Source organism: Burkholderia sp. RF7-non_BP4 (assembly GCF_001521935.1).
GTDB classification, from domain to species: Bacteria; Pseudomonadota; Gammaproteobacteria; order Burkholderiales; family Burkholderiaceae; genus Burkholderia; species Burkholderia diffusa.
The window spans coordinates 48,262-68,641 of the sequence record NZ_LOTA01000001.1 but is presented as its reverse complement, the minus strand read 5'-3'; the positions used below and the strand labels follow the sequence as shown (position 1 = coordinate 68,641).

Annotated in this window: 11 protein-coding genes; all 11 read left to right on the top strand. The window is 70.0% G+C overall.

Features of this window, described 5'->3' with window-relative positions:
• The first annotated feature begins 2 nt into the window (after nt 1–2).
• The 11 genes from WS49_RS00260 to WS49_RS00210 all read left to right on the top strand — a co-directional run bounded on the left by WS49_RS00260 (nt 3) and on the right by WS49_RS00210 (nt 20,377).
• The gene (locus tag WS49_RS00260; RefSeq protein ID WP_059523394.1) at nt 3–1,430 is read left to right on the top strand and encodes a TolC family protein; all 1,428 of its coding nucleotides are present in this window, start codon (nt 3–5) and stop codon (nt 1,428–1,430) included.
• Nucleotides 1,412–3,001 (top strand): acyltransferase domain-containing protein, encoded by a 1,590-nt coding sequence (locus WS49_RS00255; protein ID WP_059523392.1) that lies wholly within the window; start codon nt 1,412–1,414, stop codon nt 2,999–3,001. Before WS49_RS00260 ends, WS49_RS00255 begins: the two co-directional genes overlap by 19 nt.
• 75 nt (nt 3,002–3,076) lie before the next feature.
• Entirely contained in the window at nt 3,077–9,109 is a 6,033-nt protein-coding gene (locus tag WS49_RS00250) for an SDR family oxidoreductase (protein WP_059523390.1), read from the top strand.
• On the top strand, nt 9,106–13,128 hold the full coding sequence (locus tag WS49_RS00245) for a cytochrome P450 (RefSeq protein ID WP_059523388.1): 4,023 nt from the start codon (nt 9,106–9,108) through the stop codon (nt 13,126–13,128). Before WS49_RS00250 ends, WS49_RS00245 begins: the two co-directional genes overlap by 4 nt.
• A gap of 20 nt (nt 13,129–13,148) precedes the next feature.
• Nucleotides 13,149–14,534 carry a flavin-containing monooxygenase gene (locus WS49_RS00240; RefSeq protein ID WP_059523387.1) on the top strand — a complete coding sequence of 462 codons (1,386 nt, stop codon included), beginning with the start codon at nt 13,149–13,151 and terminating at the stop codon, nt 14,532–14,534.
• Nucleotides 14,531–15,247 (top strand): ABC transporter ATP-binding protein, encoded by a 717-nt coding sequence (locus tag WS49_RS00235; protein ID WP_059523386.1) that lies wholly within the window; start codon nt 14,531–14,533, stop codon nt 15,245–15,247. The genes WS49_RS00240 and WS49_RS00235 overlap by 4 nt, the downstream gene beginning before the upstream one ends.
• Nucleotides 15,244–16,653, top strand: coding sequence for an ABC transporter permease (locus WS49_RS00230; RefSeq protein ID WP_059523384.1), 1,410 nt, complete (start codon nt 15,244–15,246; stop codon nt 16,651–16,653). The genes WS49_RS00235 and WS49_RS00230 overlap by 4 nt, the downstream gene beginning before the upstream one ends.
• 51 nt (nt 16,654–16,704) lie before the next feature.
• A complete protein-coding gene (locus WS49_RS00225; RefSeq protein WP_059523382.1) occupies nt 16,705–17,484 on the top strand; it encodes an outer membrane lipoprotein-sorting protein in 780 nt (259 codons plus the stop codon).
• Nucleotides 17,485–17,504: 20 nt separating this feature from the next.
• Complete coding sequence (locus tag WS49_RS00220) at nt 17,505–18,800, top strand: hypothetical protein (RefSeq protein WP_373557180.1); 1,296 nt, start codon at nt 17,505–17,507, stop codon at nt 18,798–18,800.
• Between the two features lie 16 nt (nt 18,801–18,816).
• A complete protein-coding gene (locus tag WS49_RS00215) occupies nt 18,817–19,233 on the top strand; it encodes a DUF4345 domain-containing protein (RefSeq protein ID WP_059523377.1) in 417 nt (138 codons plus the stop codon).
• Nucleotides 19,226–20,377 (top strand): esterase/lipase family protein, encoded by a 1,152-nt coding sequence (locus tag WS49_RS00210; protein ID WP_082725447.1) that lies wholly within the window; start codon nt 19,226–19,228, stop codon nt 20,375–20,377. Before WS49_RS00215 ends, WS49_RS00210 begins: the two co-directional genes overlap by 8 nt.
• Nucleotides 20,378–20,380 lie beyond the last annotated feature (3 nt).

Below are 20,380 nucleotides of genomic sequence, written 5' to 3'. Positions count from 1 at the left end.
CGATGAAGCGTCCACTCGCTACCGTGCTGGCTGTCGTCGCGCTCGCTGCGTGCGTGCCGACGGCATGCGCGCAGATGCTCGACGTCTACGGCACGAGCAATGATGTCGCGGCCACGCCGTCCGGGTCGATGGCGTCGGCCACGGCATGCGGCGCGCGGCATGTCGACGAGCGGCCACTCGCGCTCGAGGACGCGATCCTGCTCGCGATCTGCTCGCATCCGCAACTGAGTCGCACGTGGTCGGATGCGCGCGCGGCGGCGGCGGAGGTCGGCGTGTCGAAGGCCGCGTACTGGCCGACGCTCAATGCGACGGCGGGTATCGAGCGCGACAACCTGACGACGAACTACAGCGGCGGCTACTCGCAGGACCAGCGCAGCACCAGCCGCTACGGCATGCTCAACCTGAGCTGGGTGCTGTTCGATTTCGGCAAGCGCGGCGCGACGCTCGACCGTGCGCGCGCGCTGCTGCGCGCGGCGAACGCGGCGCACGACGATGCGCTGCAGAGCGTCTTCTACGATGCGGCGCAGGCGTTCTACGCGCTGCGCGACGCGCAGGCGGCGCTCGCCGCCGCGCAGGCGGTCGAGCACGCGGCGCAGGAAAGCCTGGCCGAGGCGAGCGCGCGGCACGACGGTGGCGCCGGCACGCTCGGCGATGCATTGCAGGCACAGACCACCTACCGCAAGGCGCTGCTCGATCGCGTGAGCGCGGAAGGCGACCTGCAGAGCGCGATCGGCACGCTCGCGACCACGCTCGGCGCCGACGCCGATACGCCGCTGCGCATCGCCGACGCGGAACCGTCGCCCGATCGCGACGACTTCACGCGTGGCGTCGCCGACCTGATCGCCGAAGCGAAGCGCCATCACCCGAAACTGATCGCCGCGCGCGAAAAGCTCGAAGCGGCGCGCGACGAAGTGCGCGCGGTGCGCGCGCAGTCGCTGCCGACCGTTTCACTGATGGGCAGCCTCGCGCGCAACAACCCGTCATACCAGCAGCAGGCGTCGTTTCTCCAGTTGCAGAGCAGTCACAGCAACTCGATCGGTATCCAGATCTCGATTCCGCTGTTCGAAGGGTTCGCGTCGGGCTACCGCGTCGCCGAGGCGAAGGCGCAGGCGGACGCGCAGGAAGCCGACGTGCGCAACACCGAACTCAAGGTGTCGCTCGACGTATGGAAGAGCTATCAGAGCCTGCAGACCGACACGACGAACCTGGACAACTCGCGGCATCTGCTGGACACCGCGCTGCATTCGCTCGACATCGCGCGTGGCCGCTACAAGGCCGGCGTTGGCACGTTCACGGAACTGCTGAATGCCCAGTCGGCGCTCGCGGATGCGCGGCGGCAGCGCGTGCTCGCGGTGTCGAAGTGGCGGATCGCGAGACTGAAGCTGGCCGAGAGCCTTGGGAGATTGGGATTATGGAACGACGCGGGTTGAACGACGCCGGGCCGCACGCGCGCGGATGCGCGTTCCTGTTCCCGGGGCAGGGGGCGTTCTATGCGGGCGCGCTGCGGCAGCTCGCACGTGAACACGGGAGCGTGCAGCAGACCCTCGACATGCTCGACGCGGTCGCGAGCGAGCGCCTGGGCCGCCCGCTGACGGGCGCGCTGTGGCGCGACGATGCCGGGCTCGATGCGTGGCTGCATGAAGCGCCCGATCTGCTGCAGCTCGGAATCTATGGCGCATCGGTCGCGATGTTCGGCGTGCTGCGTGCGCACGGCGTGGTGCCGGACGTGCTGATCGGACACAGCTTCGGCGAGATCGCGGCGCTCGTGTGCGGCGGCATGTATTCGATCGAGCAGGGCGCGCGGATCGTCTGCGACCGGATCGCGTCGTTGCAGGCCGCGGCGCCGCCCGACGGGATGATGGCGGCGATCTCCGCGGGTGCCGACGCGACGCGCGAGCTGATCGACGCGAGCGCCGTCACGCATGCGGTGCGCAACGTGTGCGTCGCGGTCGAGAACCATCCGTCGCAGACCGTCGTGTCCGGGCCGCGCGATGCGGTGGAGCGCTTCGTCGCGGCCTGTGCGGCACGCGGCGTCGCCGCGCAGACGCTCAGGTCTCCGTATGGCTTTCATCACCCCGATCTCGCCGGCGCGCGCGAGCAGTTCGCCGTGCGTCTTGCCGCGTATCGGCACGGCCCGCTCGCGATTCCCGTGTATTCGCCGATCCTCGGCCGCCGCTACAGCGGCGCCGACGATCCGGGCGCGCGGCTCGCGTCGCACTTCGTGCTGCCGGTGCGGTTCGCGGATGCGATTCGCGCCGCGTGCGCTGACGGCATCGGACGCTATGTCGAATGCGGCGCGCTCAACGCGCTGGCGCGCATCGTCGTGCGCATCGCGGGGCCCGGCACGGTCAGGACGTTCGGCGGCCCGTCGAACGCGGCAGAGGAATCGAGCGTCGTCACGACGATCACCCGTTATTTCCAGGAGGACAACATCATGAAGGACGATATTCGCATCGGCAACGCCGGCTCCGGGTTCGACGCGTTCTGGCATGCGCGCGGGCCGCACATCGTCGACTGGCTCAAGGGCGAGCTGCGTCACGCGTTCGACGCGGCGAGCACGGCATCGGCCGGCGCCGCGCCGGCCGCGGCACCGACGGTCGCCGCATTCGCGCCGCAGGCCGAGCCGCTCGGTGCGGGCGCGCCGCGTCTTGCGGCGGTGGCCGTGGCCGCGCCGACACTGACGGCGGTACCGTCGCCGTCGATGCCGCACGAGCCGCTCGCGGCGGCGAAGCCCGCACACGTGCCGCGCGATCGGCTGTTCGCGGAGCTCGTCGATATCTACGCGCAAGCGATGGAATATCCGGCCGAGGTGTTCTCCGAAACGATCGAGCTCGAAGCCGAACTCGGCATCGATTCGGTCAAGCAGACGGAGATCATCCAGCGCATTACCGCGCGCTACGCGCTGCCGCCGTTGCCGGCCAATTTCCGCAGCGGCGATTTCAAGGCGATGGGGCAGATCGTCGATTTCGTCTACGACAACCAGGGAAAAGCAGTCGCTTGACGGCCGTTGGCCGAAACGTTGGTCGGCAGGGGGGGCCCTGCCCGTAATGACAAGTTCTCGATAGGCAGGCGATCCATGTCGAATACCAGCATGCGCGGCAAGCTCGTTCTCGTGACGGGCGGTGCGAAAAACGTGGGCAAGGCGATCTGCAGGCGTTTCGCCGAGCAGGGCGCGCACGTGATCCTGAATTTCTTCCACTCGCTCGACGCGTCGAAGCAGACGGCCGACGAACTGCGCGCGCTCGGCGCGACCGTCGACGTGATCCGCGCGTCGGTCGCGCAGCAGGCGCAGGTCGACCGGATGTTCGACGAGATCGAACGGCGCTACGGCCGGCTCGACGTGCTCGTCAACAATGCGGCGTCCGGTGCGCTGCTCGGCGTCGACGAGATCGGCGCCGAGCATTTCGATCGCGCGCTCGACACCAACCTGAAGGGCGCGTTCTGGTGCGCGCGTCGGGCCGCGGCGCTGATGGCGCGCTCGGGCGGCGGGGCGATCGTCAACGTGTCGTCGGTGGGCGCGACGCTCGTGCCTGCGAACTATCTGGTCGTCGGCACCGCGAAGGCGGCGCTCGAATCGCTGACGCGCTATCTCGCGGTCGAATACGCGGGCCGCGACATTCGCGTGAACGGCGCATCGTCGACGCTGATCGACGGCGACGTCGCCGCGCAGTTTCCGGACCCGGAGAACACGAAGCGTTCGAGCATCGCGGCGACGCCGCTGAAGCGGCTCGCACGGGCGGAGGACCTCGCCGATCTCGTCGTGTTTCTCGCCTCGGACGCGGCGCGCTGGATCACCGGTCAGGTGGTCGTCGCGGACGGCGGGCTGTCGCTGTGCAGCGAGGGGCTGTCGCCGCGCGCGGAATGGGCGAGCGCGGAGCGTGCCGCGAGCGAGACCGTGCCCGCTGCCGTGCCGACGGCGCCTGCAACGACCCGGCAGCCACCGGCCTCGGCGCTGACCGGTCGACCCGCCGCATCGCCCGACGACGCGCCGGACAGCGACGACATCGCCGTGGTCGGCATGGGTCTCGCATTGCCCGGCGCGAGCGACCCGGACGCATTCTGGCGCGCGCTGCTCGACGGCCCCGAGCTGTTCGGCAACGTACCGCCCGATCGCTGGGATTACCGCTCGTTCTATTCGTCCGACACGTCGGCGGAGGACAAGAGCTATCAGTCGCGCTCGGTCTTCATCGAGCATTTCGACCCGTGCCCGACGGTGCGCGCCGAGCTCGACGCGGGCATCGCGCCGCGCGAGCTGACGACGTTGTGGCTGCGTCACGCGTTATGCCAGTCGCTCGATGGCGTGACGCTGCGCGATGCCGATCGCGTGGCGTTCCTCGTCGGCTACACGGCGGACGGCAGCCAGCATCTCGAGGAAGCGATGGTGCTGGCCGCCGCGCGCGAGCGCCTGAACGCGGTGCTGATCGAAGCGGGCATGGACGCGGCCGAGCGCGAGCGCCGCGTGGCCGCGATCGATGCGGTGCTCAGCGCGCGCTATGCGCGCGGCGCCGGCGATCTCGCATCGTTCTTCCCGCACCGGGTCGGCCTGAACGCGATGAAGGGCGTGCTGCCGGACGACGCGCAATGCATGATGGTCGACACCGCGTGCTCGTCGTCGCTGTATTCGATCGATCTCGGGATCAAGGCGCTGCTGCTCGGCAAGCAGGACGTGGTCGCATGCGGCGGCGCATTCGCGCTCGCGCCGCGCGGCTCGATCCTGTTCTCGAAGCTGCACGGCCTGTCGCGCAGCGGCGAAGTGCGGCCGCTCGACCGCAACTGCGACGGCGTGCTGTTCGCGGACGGCGCGGGCGTCGTGATCCTGAAGCGCGTCGCGCGGGCGCGCGCCGACGGCGACCGCATCCTCGGCGTGCTGAAATCGTTCGGCTCGTCGTCCGACGGCAAGGGCAAGGCGATCTACGCGCCGAACTCGGCCGGCCAGCGCATCGCGATCGATCGCGCGTATGCACGCACCGCGACGGTGCCGGCCGACGTCGACTGGGTGGTTGCGCACGCAACGGGCACGCCGGCCGGCGATCTCGCCGAGTTCCAGAGCCTGCGCGATGCAATCCGGCGCGACCGCCCGGTGCAGGTGACGTCGAACAAGTCGCTGGTCGGGCATACGGGCTGGGCGGCCGGTGTCGTGTCGGTGATTCAGGTGCTGCTCGGGTTGCGGCATCAGGTGATCCCGCCGCAGCACCGCTTCAGCGAGCCGCCGCCGGAATTCGACATCGCCGGGACGAACCTGCGGATTCCGGTGGCGCCGGTTTCATGGCCGGTCCGGCGCGATTCGGCACGCGTCGCGGCGGTGTCCGGGTTCGGCTTCGGCGGCACGAACGGCCACCTGATCGTGTCGGAATACCGCGCGGATCTGCCCGCCGGCGAGGCGAACGGCCGGTTCGAGCGCGAGCCGCTCGCGATCGTCGGATGGTCCGCAAAGTTTCCGGGCCTCGACGACGACACCCAGGTTGCCGCGTGGCTGCGCGGCGAAGGCCGCGCGCCCGACGCGAGCTTCGGGATCGGCTACCCGTTGCCGAGCTTCGCGCGCGTGAAGATGCCGCCGGCGGTGCTTCGCGCGCTCGATCGCTGCCAGCTGATGGCGCTCGATGCGGCGCACGACCTGCGCGAACGCCTCGGCGCATTCTGGCGCGAGCACGCGGATACGATCGGCCTCGTGATGGGGCACATGGGGCCGACGCGCAATGCGGCGCTTTACGCGAGCCGCTGTTATCTGGACGACATCGCGACCGCGGTGCTCGACGCGACGCGGCCGGACGAACGCGCGGCAACCGAACGCGTGCTGGAGGCATTGCGCGCGGCGACGAAGCGGCTCGTCGCGCCGACGACCGAGAATTCGTTTCCGGGGATGATGCCGAACGTGATCCCCGCGCGCGTCGCCAACTATCACGACCTGCACGGCATGAACATGACGGTCGATGCGGGCCATGCATCGACGCTGGCCGCGTTCGAGGCGGCCGAACGCTTCCTGTGCAGCGGCGAACTCGACATGGCGATCGTCGGCGGCATCAACGGCAACTCGGCGGAAGAAGTGCGCCCGGCATTCGGGCTGCCGCTCGCGGAGGGCATCGTGCTGTTCGCGGTCACGACGGTGCGGCGTGCGCACACGGAAGGGCTGCCGGTGCTCGCGGTGGTCGGCGGCGGCGACGCGCGAGCCGCGGTCGAACCGGCCGCGCCGCGCGACGCGATGGGGCGGGCGGTCACGTATGCGGGTGCCGATTCGGCGATCGACGTGCTGCGTGCGATCGTCGCGCGAGAAGCCGGCACGACGCTCACGCGAGACGGCGGCGGCGATCGTGCGCGCTACGCGCTGCATGTTGCATGCGAACGGGCCACGCCGCGCGAGCCGGATCGCGAGGCACGGCCGTTGCCGCCGACACATGAGGCGGCTCCGGTCGCTGCGTCCGTCGAACCGGCCGCATCGACGACCGTTGCGGCCGCACCCGTTGAACCTGGAACCTTGATACCGGGCACGTTGCGCCGGACCGGCGTCGCGGCCGACGGCGAACCGCTCGGCGTCGCGCGTTACCGGATCGAATGGCGCGACGCGCCGTGGCGGCCGGCGGGCCGGTCGACGCCGTTCATCGCGCCGCGCTGCGTGATCGTGACCGACATGCCGGACGCGCTGGCCGCCCAGGCGAATCCGGGCCCCGGCTGCGTGGTGCTGTCGACGCGGCCGTTCGCCGCGCACCGGCCGGGCTGGCACTGGATCGAGCGGATCGACGCAGCGGCGCTCGACATCGTGCCCGACGATATCGGCCACGTGCGCGTGCTCACGTCGCTCGACGCCGGCACGCTCGCCACGGGCGCCGCCGCGCCGGCCACGCCCGAGCGGCTCGCACTGCACGACCTGGCGTTCCTCGCGGTCAAGCGCTGCCATGCGGCACTCGAGCGCGGCGGCACCTTCATCGCATTGCTGCTCGACGCGCTCGCCGGCGACGTGCCGCATCCGGATGCCGGCCTGTTCACGGGCCTCGTGAAGGCACTCGCGATCGAGATGCCGGAAGCGCGCCCGGTTGCCGTGCTGACCGATACGTGCGCGCTGCCCGACGCGCTGCGCGATGCCGAGCGCGAAAGCGGTGCACGTCACTGGCTGCCGGTCGTCGCGTTGGGCGGCGGTCGTCGCCGCACGCCGCGCGTGATCGCGGATGCGGGCGAACTGCGCGCGGACGAGCGGCTGTCGCTCGGTCAGGATTCGGTCGTCGTCGCGGTCGGCGGTGCGCGCGGGATCACCGGCGAACTGATGAAAACGCTGGCCGCGCACGTGCGTCCGACGCTGTATCTGATCGGCAGCAGTGCGCTGGACGCGATCGACGCGGACCTGCTCGCGATGGACGACGAAACGTTCGCGAAGAGCCGCCCGGACTACATCCGCCAGCAGAAGGCGCGGCATCCGGAACGGCCGTTGCCGGAGATCATCCGCGCCTTCGAGCGGCGTGCCGACGCGCGCACGGCGTGCATGAACATCGAGGCGATGCGCGCGTTCTGCGGCGCGCATCGCGTGACCTACCTGCGCGCCGACGTGCTCGATCCCGACAGCGTGAAGACGGCCATCGACACGATTCTCGCGCGCGAGCCGCGCGTGGACCTGCTGGTCAACGCGGCCGGGCTGAACCGTTCGGCGTCGGTGAGCGTGAAGTCGCTGGACGATTTCGTCGCGGTGCGCGACATCAAGGTGCGCGGCTACTGGAATTTGCGCGGCGCGTTCGGCACGCGGCAGCCGCGCCTGTGGTGCAACTTCGGCTCGTTCATCGGGCTGACCGGGCAGGCGGGCGAAACCGACTACGCGTCCGGCAACGACTTCCTGAACACGCAGGCGTCGTATCACCGCGCGGCGCTCGGTCACGACGAATTCACGATCGGCTGGACGCTGTGGCGCTCGGTCGGGCTCGGCGCGAATCCGGTCACGCGCGCGTTTCTCGAGAAGAGCGGATTGTTCACGAGCATGCGCACCGCGGAAGGGCAGCATCACTTCATGCGCGAGCTCGGTCTCGGCGAGCGCGCGGCGATGTCCGTGCATCTCGGCGAGGCCGAGCGGCGCGCGATCGAGACGCACCTGCCCGGTTACTTCGATCTTGACGAAAGCGCGCCGGCCGCCGCCGACGCATCGCGCGATCCGGATTTCTATCTCGGCGCGGAACTCGCGCGCACCGACGACAGCGTGACGTTCGAGCGCGTGTTCGACCTCGAACGCGACGCGTATCTGCAGCATCACGTCGTCAACGGTTTTCCGACGCTGCCGGGGACCTTCGTGCCCGAGGTGGCCGCCGAGGCCGCGCTGCGGCTCGTGCCGGGGCTCAAGGTCATCGGCTTCGCGGACGCGGCGTTCCTGCATTTCCTGCGCGTCTACGATGCGAAGCGGCCGAGCGTGAAGCGCATCCATGCGCGGATCGCGTCGCGCGACGGCGACGCGGTGCACGTGCACGTGCGGATCTCCGGCGACGTGCTGGCGCCGGGCGGGCAGGTGCTCGTGCGCGACAAGCCGCACTTCGAGATCACCGTTCGCCTGGCCGACGCATATGCGCCGGCGCCGGTGTGGCACGAACCGGCAATGGCGACGTTCACGCCCGTCGCCGATCCGTATCACTTCGACGCGGCGCCGGTGCGGCTGACCGGCATGTTCGTGTCGACGACCGATACCGGCATGAGCGACGCGGGCAAGCAGGCGCGTTTCCGGCTGAATGTGCCGGGTGACGATCCGGTGTTCTCACGTTTCGTGGTGCCAAGCATCCTGCTCGACGGGCTCGCGCGCGTGGCCGCGCTCGATCACGTTGCCGACGACTACATCCCGCTCGCGGCGCCGATGTCGATCGGCCGCATCGACATCTACGAAGCCGGCAACGACTGCGAGCTGTCGAACCGCCACGCGTCGATCGCGCTGCGCGTGACGCCGCGCGCGTTCGCGCTCGAAGGGCCGGCGAGCAGCGGCAACCGGTTCGTCGCGGTGCGCCCGGACGGCAGGATCCTGATGCAGATGCGCGACGTGACGGGCATCGTGATCGGCTACGTGCATCGCTTGACCGGCGCGTTCGCCGCGCGCGGCGAGGTCGACGCGCAGCTCGCCGGCCCCGCGCCTTCCGAGCAGGTGAGCGCATGACCATGAAGCGACTCGCGCCCGGCCCGCGCGGCAGCGTCGTGATGGGCAACCTCGCGGAGTACAAGCGCAATCCCGTCACGATGCTGCTGAAGCTGCAGCAGCAGTACGGCGACATCGCGCGCAATCGTCTCGGCCCGTTTCTCACGCATGCGCTCGCGCATCCCGACGGTGTCCAGCACGTGCTGCAGGACAACCACCGTAACTACGTGCGCGGCCGCTTCTACGACAACTTCAAGATGTTCTTCGGCGATGGCCTGCTGACGACCGACGGCGAGTTCTGGCGGCGTCATCGCCGCGTGGTGCAGCCGCTGTTTCACCGCAAGCAGGTCGAGTCGCATACGGCCGCGCTCGGCGATGCGGCGCTCGCGCTCGTCGAGCGCTGGCTGAAGCAGCCGACGCATGCGCCGTTCGACGTCGTCGAGGAAATGATGCGCGTGAGCCTGCGCATGCTCGGGCTGATGCTGTTCAATGCGGACATCTCGCGGCATGCGGATGACGTCGGGCCGGCCGTGCGCTTCGGCATCGCGGCGATGATGCCGCAGGGCAACCTGAACGATTTCGTGCCGCGCTGGATGCCGACGCCGTTCAATCGCCGGATCGCGCATGCCCGCCGCGGGATCGACACGATCGTCGACGCGATCGTCGCCGAGCATCGCGCGGGGCGCTGCGAAACGAGCGACGTCATCTCGCTGCTGCTCGCCGCGCGCGATCCGGAAACGGGCGTGCCGCTGACCGAGCGCGAGGTGCACGACGAGGTGATGACGGTGTTTCTCGCCGGCCACGAAACCACCGGCAGCGGGATGGCATGGGGGCTCTACGCGCTCGCGCAGCATCCGGACGTGTTGCGCCGCCTGCGCGAGGAGCTCGATGCGGTGCTCGGCGGCCGTGCGCCCGACGCGGCCGATCTCGAACGCCTGCCATACTTGGTGCAGACCGTCGACGAGATCCTGCGCCTGTATCCGCCGATCTGGGGCTTCACGCGCGATCTGGTCGACGACGACGAGATCGGCGGCTATCACGTGCCGGCCGGCTCGTCGGTGTTCATGTCGCCATACGTCACGCATCGTCATCCGGCGCTGTGGGCGAACCCCGACGCATTCGATCCGGAGAACTTCGGATCGCACGCGCCGGCGCGTCACAAGTACGCGTACTTTCCGTTCGGCGGCGGGATGCGCAAATGCATCGGCTACCAGACCGCGTTGCTGCAGATGCGCGTGCTGATCGCGGTGGTGGCGCAACACGTCGATCTGAGCGCGGTGCCCGGTCATTCGCTCGACACCGGCGCGACGATCTCGCTGCGTCCGCGCGACGGCATCCGGTTGATCGCGAAACCGCGATCGCGTGAGCGGGTGTCGAGGGGACAGACGGGACGGGACGCAAGCGTGCCGGTTGCCCGGGCGTCGGTGTGCCCGTTCACGGGCACGCAAGCGGGAACGCAAGTGCAAGAGCAAGCGCCCGCGCCGGCCCCCGACGCCGGGCGACCGGCGCATGCGGCATCGCCGACGCCCGTCCGTTCGGCCGGCCCCGCGCTGGCGCCGGACGTGCTGGCTTTTCTGCAGCGCGACGCGATCGCGGACGAAGCGCCGCCATGCACCGACGCGACGCCGACGCACCGCTTCACATGGCGGCCGGTCGAGATCGAGCCGCTGCCCGACCTGCCGGCGGCCGAACTGAGCGGCAAGCGGATCGCGATCGTCAATGGCCTCGGTCGCACGGTCGAGCGCATGGTGGCGACGCTCACGCGCGCCTGTGCGAAGCCGAGCGTGTTCGCGCCGGCCGACGGCATCGATCCGGCGACCGCCGCGAGCGCGTTCGTCGCGCAGTCGGGGCCGTTCGACGGGATCGTCGATCTCGGTGTCGAGGCGCCGTTCTCGCTCGACGCGCACGATCAATGGGAAGCGCCGCTGCGCCGCACGGTCGCGCTGCTGCAGGCGTGCTACGGCGACTGGTCGCAGGAGGCGTCGACGTCGCGGCTGTTCTATCTGGCGCTCACGTGGCAGGACGGGCTGATGGGTCACGGCGATGGCACGCTCGTGCAGCCGCTCGGCGGATTGTGGGCCGGCCTGGCGAAGACGCTGCCCCAGGAATTGCCGAACTGCAACGTGCGCGTGCTCGACATCGCGCCCGACGAAACGGGACGCGTCGACCAGCTGATCGCGCGCGAACTGTATCGCTGGGGACGCTTCGAGGTCGGCCACCGCGGCGGGCGCCGCCATACGCTCGTCGCGAGTCGCGACGATCTGCCGGCCGACGCGGCGCCCGACTGGGGGCCCGACGATGTCGTGCTGTTTTCGGGCGGTGCGCGCGGCATCGGTTTCCTGGCTGCGTGCGCGCTGGCGAAACGCCATCGCTGCACGGTGATCGTCACCGGGCGCGATACGTTGCCAGCCGGCGACGAGCCGTGGCTTGCGCTCGACGACGCGGGCTTCAAGCGCTACGGGCTCGAGCAACTGCGCCAGGCGACGCCGCAGCGGTCGCCGAAGGCGATCCGGCATGCACTGCAGCGGCTCGAACGCCGCCGCGAACTGAAGGCGTCGCTCGATGCGGCGGCCGCGCTCGGCCTGCCGGTGCACTACCGCGTATGCGACGTGACCGACGCGCAAGCCGTGCGGACGCTGTGCGACACCTTCGGCGACCGGCTGCGCGGCGTGATCCACAACGCGGGCATCGACCAGCCGGTGCGATTGCCGCGCAAGCGCGCCGATGAATTCATCGACACCGTACGCGTGAAGGTGCGCGGCTTCCTCAATCTCTACGCGGCGGTGCGTGAGCTCCCGCGCGTGGGCTGCTTCGTCAACGTCGGCTCGCTGACCGGCCGCTGGGGCGGAATGACCGGCGAGACCGACTATGCGGCCGCGAACGAGGCGCTGGCGCGGCTCGGCTGGTGGGCGCGGCGCGACGCCGGCGCGCGCGTCGTGAAGACGATCGCGTGGCCGACCTGGGACGGCGTCGGGATGATCACGAACCTCGCCGTCACGCGGCGCTACGTGACGCCGATGCGGATCGACGAAGGCGTGCGCCACTGGCTCGCGGAACTCGCGACACCGGCAACGCCGGCGACCCGCGGCAGCGCCGAACCGATGTACATGGGGGCGGTTGGCCGCGCGCTGACGCCGATCCAGCTGCGCGGATTCGACGCGGTCGACGGCTTGCCGAACCTCGGCGAACTCGCGACGCGCCGGCATCACGCGGGTGAGCCACGACGCTTCCGGCCGTTCACGTGCTTCTCGACGCGCTATCGCACCGCGGGCGCACCTTATACGCATGCTTTCCGCTTCGACGGCCGCGCGGCCGTGCCGGCGTCGCTGTTGCTCGAGCACGCGCGCGTCGCGGCCGACTGGGTCGCGCCGCCCGGCGGCGAGCGGGCGTCCCTGCACGAAGCCGTCGACATCACGATCGCGCTCGACGCGCTCGCCGATGCGCTCGACGGTCACGGCGATCTCGCGCTCGACACCGACGCGAGCGGCCGCGCGGTGGACGACGGCTGGCACGTGACGGTGCGCTGCGCGTCGCTCGCCGGCCGCGTGCTGCTCGATGCGACGTTCGTGTACCGCGATCATCCGCCCGGCGGCATGACCGTTCCGCTGCCGCGCGAAACCGAAGACGACACGATCCGGCGGTCCGCACGGGCGAGCTGGCGCGACGACCTGTTGCCCGAGGCGCGATGGAGCGGCGGCATCGCCCAGGCGAAGGCCGTCGACCCCGCCGCGCTATGGGGCGTGCAGGGGGATGAGGGACGCGTGCCGTGTCCGCAGCTGTGGCTGCCGGTCAATCACCTGGAGAACGTGCTGCGCGTGCTGCTCGGCGCGTGGCCCGCCGACGGCGAGCGGCCGCGCGCATGGCGCATCGGCCGCATCGTGTTCGGCGCTGCGCACGCCGGCGATGCCGACATGTTGCTGCGTTATCCGAACGATCGCTTCGCGATCGCCGATCGTGCTGGCGCATCGATCGCCGACCTGTACGGCGCACGGCTTGCCGGCGCGACCGACACGCAGGCCGCGGCGGCGTCGGCCATTTGAACGGGAAGAGGAGGCTCACCATGACGGAGCGCAACGACGGCGCGCGGTACTGCATCATCGGCGCGGGCGCGGCGGGCATCACCGCCGCGAAGAACCTGCTCGCGGCCGGCATCGGCTTCGACGTGATCGAGCGCGAGGACGACGTCGGCGGCAACTGGTACTACGGACGGTCGAGCGGCGCGGTGTATCGCTCGATCCACATGATCAGCTCGAAGCGGTTTTCCGAATACACCGACTTTCCGATCCCCGACGACTATCCGACCTACGCGCGCGGCGACCAGGCGCTCGCGTATCTGCGCGCGTACGCGCGGCGCTTCGGCGTGTACGACCGGATCGAATTCGGCCGTTCGGTGCTCGAGATCGCGCCGGTGCAGGGCGGTACGCAGTGGCGCGTCGAGCTCGATCGCGGCGAAGTACGGACCTATCGCGGCGTGATCGTCTGCAACGGGCATCTGTCGCATCCGCAACTGCCGGACTATCCGGGGCATTTCGACGGGCTGCAGCTTCATTCGTCGCAGTACCGCACACCGGAGATCTTCGACGGCAAGCGCGTGCTCGTGGTCGGCGCCGGCAATTCCGGCTGCGACATCGCGGTCGAGGCGTCGCATCATGCGAGCGCGGTATTCCACAGCACGCGACGCGGCTACTACTACTGGCCGAAATTCCTGTTCGGGATGCCGGCGGACGAGTGGGCGGAGTGGCCGCTGCGGCTGCGCATGCCGCTCTGGGCGCGGCGCTTTTTCGGCGAACGGCTGCTGCGCCTGACGACGGCCGGACAGCCGGAACACTACGGGCTGCGCAAGCCCGACCACAAGCTGTTCGAATCGCATTTCATCATCAACTCGACGCTGTTCTATCACCTCGGCCACGGCGATCTCGACGCGCGGCCGGACGTGCGCGAACTGAAGGGCGATCGCGTTGCGTTCGTCGACGGCAGCGAGGAGCCGATCGACGTGATCGTGTACGCGACCGGCTACCAGCCGAGTTTCCCGTTCATCGACCAGGCACACCTGCAATGGCGCAAGCAGCAACCGTCGCTGTATCTGAACCTGTTCGACGCGCAGCATCGCGACCTGTTCTTCATCGGGCTGTTCCAGACGTCGACCGGCAACTGGCCGCTGATGGACTATCAGGCGCAACTGCTCGCCCGCTATCTGCATGCGCGCGACACGGCGCCGCGCAAGGCCGCACGCATCGACCGGCTGATCCGGCGCGGCCGCTCGGACTGGAGCGGCGGCATCGCATTCCATCGCACGCCGCGGCACGTGATCGAGGTCGAGCATTTCGCGTACCGGCTGCAGTTGCGGCGGCTGATACGCGCGTTGCCGGCCGTGTCCGGCGGTGCCGGCGCGGATGCGTCGAAGGCGGCGTCGGTGCATGCGGTGCGCGCGGGAGGTGCGTCGTGAGCCTCGTGCATGTCGAACACCTGTCGAAGACGTACCGGCTCGACAGCGTGCGCGTGACCGGTCTCGCCGACGTGTCGGCGACGCTCGACGCGGGCCGCTTCACCGTGCTGAGCGGCCCGTCGGGTAGCGGCAAGACGACGCTGCTGAACCTGATCGGCTGCATCGACCGCCCCGACAGCGGGCGCGTGACGATCGCCGGTCACGACACGGCGTCGCTGTCCGACGATGCGCTGTCCGATTTTCGCGCGCGCCATGTCGGCCACGTGTTCCAGACCTTCAACCTGCTGCCGGTGCTGTCCGCCTACGAGAACGTCGAGTATCCGCTGCTGATGGCAGGCTGGGCGCCGGCGCGCCGCGCCGCGCGGGTGCGCGACCTGCTCGACGCGGTCGGCCTGGCCGACAAGGCGCGGCACCGGCCGAGCCAGCTGTCGGGCGGCCAGCGCCAGCGCGTCGCGATCGCGCGCGCGCTCGCGGCCGAGCCCGCGATGGTCCTCGCGGACGAACCCACCGCGAACCTCGACAGCGCGACCGGGCAAGCGATCATCGAACTGATGCGCACGATCCAGCGCGAGCGCGACGTGTCGTTCATCGTGTCGTCGCACGATCCGCACGTGGTGAAGGTGGCCGACGAGGTGATCCGGATTCTCGACGGCCGCATCGTCGGCCACGAACGGGCCGGCGGCGACACGGCGACGCAGGAGGTGTGCCGATGACCCATACGCTGATGCTCGCGCTGCGCAATCTGCAGCGCAACCGCCGGCGCTCGCTCACCACGCTGCTCGCGATGATCGTCGGCGTCAGCGCGATCCTGCTGTTCGGCGGCTTCAGCCGCGATATCACGCTCGGCCTGCAGACCGACTTCGTGCAGCGCAGCGGCCACCTGCAGATCCAGCGTCAGGGCTATTTCCTGTACGGCACGGGCGACCCGGCCGCATACGGGATTCGCGATTACCCGGCGCTGATCGAACGACTGCGGCGCGATCCGCAGCTCGCGCCGCTGCTGCAGGTCGTCACGCCGACGCTGCAGTTCGGCGGGATCGCCGGCAACTTCGCGGCCGGCGTGTCGCGCACCGTGATGGGCTTCGGCGCGATTCCGGACGACCAGTACCGGATGCAGCAATGGAACGCGTACGGGTTCCCGCTGCGGCCGCGTGCGTTCGCGTTGCGCGGCAGCGCCGACGACGCGGCGATCGTCGGCCTTGGCGTCGCGCGCGTGCTGCACCTGTGCGCACCGCTGCGCGTGCCGGATTGCCATGATGCGCCGCCGGGCCCGGCCGAGCCGGCCGCCGACGGTCCGGCCACGAGCGCGCCTCCCGACGTGCTGGCGCTCGCGCAGGCCGAGGCCGGCACGCGGCCGGCCGCCGACGGCGCGACCCATGTCGAAGTGCTGACCGCGAGCGCGGGCGGTGCGCCGAACGTCGGCCGCTTCTCGGTCGTGAAGGCGGACCAGCAGGGCGTGAAGGAGCTCGACGACGTATATCTCGCGGTGCGCCTGCCGCAGGCGCAGCGGCTCGTCTACGGCGGCGCCGCGCCGCGCGCGACCGCGATCGAGATCCAGCTCGCGCGCACGGCCGATCTGCCCGCGGCGCGGGCGCGCATCGAGCAGCTGCTGCACGGCGGCTTCGACGGCCAGTCGCTCGACGTCGTCGATTTCGCGACGCTGAACCCGTTCTACGACCAGACCAACCGGATGTTCTCGGTGATCTTCGGCTTCGTGTTCGTGCTGATCAGCGCGATCGTGCTGTTCGTGATCAGCAACACGATGAGCACCGCGATCATCGAGCGCACCGTCGAGATCGGCACGCTGCGCGCGATGGGCATGCGGCGCGGCGGCATCCAGCGGCTGTTCGTCTGCGAGGGCGCGCTGCTCGGCGTGGCCGGCGCGTCGCTCGGCGTGCTGGTCGCGCTCGCGATCGCCTCGATCGTCAATCACAGCGGGCTCGCGTGGACACCGCCCGCGCGAATCGACGCCGTCGCGTTGACGGTGCGCGTGTGGGGCGAGTGGCGAACCATCGCCGTCACGTTCGTCGGGCTCGCGTGCGTGGCCGGGCTGTCCGCGTGGCTGCCGTCGCGGCACGCGGCACGGCTGTCGATCGTCGATGCGCTGCGGCATGTGTGATGTCGCCCGGATGCCGCGTTTTTCGTTCACTTCACTTTCGGGAGAGCGCTCGTGCGTCGCCTGTTCGTTTCATGCTGTCTGAGTCTTTCGTTCCTGACCGGCGTCGCGCACGCGCAGCCGACGCCCGATCCGCAGAAGCTGCTCGCGGCGAGCGACGCGATCCGCACGCCGGAGAAATCGTTCGTGCTGACCGCGACGCTCGTCGAGTACCGCTCCGGCAAGCAGGTCGACGGCAATACGCTGTCGATCCATTCGAAGCCGGACGCGCCGGGCGGCGCGTTCCGCACGCTGGTGCGCTTCGTCGCGCCGGCGCGCGACACGGGCAAGCTGATGCTGAAGAACGGCAACGACTTGTGGTTCTACGACCCGGCGAACCAGGCGAGCGTGCGGATCTCGCCGGACCAGCGGCTGCTCGGCCAGGCCGCGAACGGCGACGTCGTGACGGTCAATCTCGCGCACGACTATACGGCCGATCTGAAGGGCGTGGAGGACATCGTCGACGGCGATCGGCAGACGCGCCGCGCGTACCGCCTCGCGCTCGCCGGCCACGGCGACGGGCTCACGTATCGCCGCATCGAGATCTGGATCGACGCGGCGAACAACCGGCCGCTGAAGGCGCGCTTCTATTCGGAAAGCGACCGCCTGCTGAAGACCGCGTTCTATCGCCGCTACACGATGCAGCTCGGCGTCGAGCGGCCGACCGAGACCGTCATCATCGACGGGCTCGACAGCAACTGGGTCACGGTCATGCGCTTTTCCGACTACGCGTGGCGCGACATTCCCGATGCATGGCTGCAGCGCGACTACCTGTCCCGCTTCCAGGCGCAATGACGGTGCGACGCCGAGGCCGGATCGCGGCGGTTGCGTTCGCGTTGCTGCCGGCGTGCGTGCACGCGGCGGATGCGGGCGGGGCAGACGGGACGGGAGGCATGGCCGGCGTCGACGAAGCCGATGCCGCGGCGCTCGCGCTGGCCGACCAGCCGGCCGCGACGCCGCCCGACACCGCGAAGCCGTGGAAGCTGAACGTGCAGGACGCGCTGCGTGCGAGCCGCTATCGCGACGGCGGCGAGGCCGGCCGCAACCAGTTGTCGATCGAGTTCGAGTACGGGCAGTGGCTGACGCCGTCGTTCGCCGCGCATTTCTCGATGCGCTTCGACCGGTTCGATCCGCTCGGCACGTCGCGCACGTCGTCGCGCGACGTGACGCTCGTGAAGGAAGCGTATGCGAGCTGGCGCGCGTCGCCGGCGTTCGTCGTCGACGCGGGCCGCGTGAACGAGCGGCTCGGCGCGGCGATCGGCTACAACCCGACCGACTTCTTCCGCGCCGGCGCGGTGAGCCTCGACGTGCCGCCCGATCCGGACAGCCGGCACACGAACCGGCTCGGCACGGTCGGGCTGCGCGCACAGCGGGTGTGGGACACGGGCTCGCTCGCGGCGCTGCTGTCGCCGCGGCTCGAGCGCCGCAGCGTGCCGGGCGACCCGGCCGCGGCGTCCGACCTGCAGCGCACCAACGGCGTCGATCGCTGGATGCTCGTCGCAAGCCAGCAGCTCAGCGCGGCGATCCAGCCGCAATGGATCGTCTACGGCGAAAGCGGGCAGGCGCCGCAGTTCGGCCAGAATCTGAGCGTGCTGCTCGGCAACTCGGTGGTCGCATACGTCGAATGGACGGGCGGCTACCGGCGCTCGCTGATCGCGCGTGCCACCGGCGCGGCCGACGATCGCGCGTTCCGCAGCAGTTCGTCGGTGGGCGCGACGTGGACGCTGCCGGTCGATCTTTCGCTGACCGCCGAATTCCAGAGCAACGGCGGTGGCGCGGACGCGGCGCAATGGCGGTCGTTGCAGCGCGCGAACCCGATGGCATGGGGCAGTGCGGTGCAGACGTCGATCGCCGCACAGGAACTGCAGACCCGTCACGGCGTGTTCGTGATGGCGGCATGGCGCAACGTCGGCGTGCGGCGCCTCGACCTGTCGGGTTTCGTGCAGGCCGATCTCGGCGGCGGCCGGCAATACTGGCTCGAACTGCGGCGGCGCTTCGACCGGTTCGACGTCGCGCTGCAGTGGCTGCATCAGGGCGGGCCGTCGTGGAGCCGCTTCGGTGCGATGCCGGAGTCGACGAGCATTCAGGTGCTGGGCATTTTTTATCGATGACGCAAGGAGAATTCGAATGAGCAAACGCGCGCTTCAGGCGGCGACCGCCGTGCTTGCGCTGGTTCCGACGATCACCGGCGTGCTCGGGATGATGGGCATTCACGATCCGCTGTACGCGTCGCTCGGCATCGCGCTGCCGGCCGACTCGACGCTGGACGGCAACCTGCGTTTCTATGCGGGCGTGTGGTTCGGGCTCGGGCTCGCGGCGTTTTCGGTGATCCCGCGGATCGAGCGGCAGGGACGGCTGTTCGCGACGCTATGGATGATGATTTTTCTCGGCGGTGTCGGGCGGCTGATGTCGCTCGCGGCGCTCGGGTTGCCGTGGCCGCCGTTCGTCGGCTTCACGGCGCTCGAAGTCGTCGGCGCGCCGCTGTTTATCGCGTGGCAGCGGCGCGTGGCCGCGCATGCCGCATGGGAGAGTGAGAATGCATGACATCGACATCAACCGGCGTATCGCGCCGCGTCGTCGCGCCGATATCGCCGTGCAGGGCGTCGCGACGGTCCTGCGCGCCGTGGCGGCGCGATGCGTGTCGCGCGTGCGCGCACGGTTCATCGCCCGCATCGTGCTGCTCGCGTGCGTCGCGCTGGGTTCGGCGCAGGCCGGTGCGCAGACGGCGGTCGACGACTACGCGGCGACGCGTTATCCGATCATCCTCGTGCACGGGCTGACCGGAACGGACGACTATTTCGGCATCCTGCCGTACTGGTACGGCATCCAGGCCGATCTTCAGCGGCATGGCGCGACCGTCTACGTCGCCGATCTCTCCGGCTTCCAGAGCGACCTCGGCCCGAACGGGCGCGGCGAGCAGTTGCTGGCCTACGTGAAGCAAGTGCTCGCGGTGACGGGGGCGGCCAAGGTGAACCTGATCGGCCACAGCCAGGGCGGGTTGACGTCGCGCTACGTGGCGTCGGTCGCACCCGCGCTCGTTGCGTCGGTCACGACGATCGCGACGCCGCATCGCGGCTCGCAGTTCGCCGACTTCGTGCTGGGCGCGCTGAAGCTGGACCCGACCGGCCTGTCGACGCCGGTGTTCGGCGCGTTGCTGAACCTGTTCGGGATCCTCACCAGCAACACACACAACACCAATCAGGACGCCATCGCCGCGCTCGACGCACTGAGCACGACCTATGCCGCGCGGTTCAACCAGCTGTTTCCGAGCCCGGGGCTCGGCGCCGGCGCATGCGGTACCGGCGCACCGGTCGAGACGATCGGCGGCAACGTGCATCTGCTGTACTCGTGGAGCGGGGCCGCGTATCAGCCGGTGTCGCTGCTCGGCATCGTGACCGGCGCGGTCGACACCAGCGTGATTCCGGTCATCGATCCGGCGAACGTGCTGGATCCGTCGACGCTCGTGTTCCTGACGGCCGGCAACATCATGGCGCTGGCCGGCGCGGGCCCGAACGACGGTTTCACGTCGACCTGCAGTTCGCTGTTCGGCACGGTGATCTCGACGCGCTATCGCTGGAATCACTTCGACGCGATCAATCAGTTGCTCGGCATTCGCGGCGCGTATGCGGAAGACCCGGTCGCCGCGCTGCGTGTGCAGGCGAACCGGCTGAAGCTGCGGGGCGTCTGAGCG

Excerpts from the sequence above, each read along its gene's own strand:
- WS49_RS00260 (WP_059523394.1), top strand. The coding sequence starts at position 3 with ATGAAGCGTCCACTCGCTACCGTGCTGGCTGTCGTCGCGCTCGCTGCG.
- WS49_RS00255 (WP_059523392.1), top strand. The coding sequence starts at position 1,412 with ATGGAACGACGCGGGTTGAACGACGCCGGGCCGCACGCGCGCGGATGC.
- WS49_RS00250 (WP_059523390.1), top strand. The coding sequence starts at position 3,077 with ATGTCGAATACCAGCATGCGCGGCAAGCTCGTTCTCGTGACGGGCGGT.
- WS49_RS00245 (WP_059523388.1), top strand. The coding sequence starts at position 9,106 with ATGACCATGAAGCGACTCGCGCCCGGCCCGCGCGGCAGCGTCGTGATG.
- WS49_RS00240 (WP_059523387.1), top strand. The coding sequence starts at position 13,149 with ATGACGGAGCGCAACGACGGCGCGCGGTACTGCATCATCGGCGCGGGC.
- WS49_RS00230 (WP_059523384.1), top strand. The coding sequence starts at position 15,244 with ATGACCCATACGCTGATGCTCGCGCTGCGCAATCTGCAGCGCAACCGC.
- WS49_RS00215 (WP_059523377.1), top strand. The coding sequence starts at position 18,817 with ATGAGCAAACGCGCGCTTCAGGCGGCGACCGCCGTGCTTGCGCTGGTT.
- WS49_RS00210 (WP_082725447.1), top strand. The coding sequence starts at position 19,226 with ATGCATGACATCGACATCAACCGGCGTATCGCGCCGCGTCGTCGCGCC.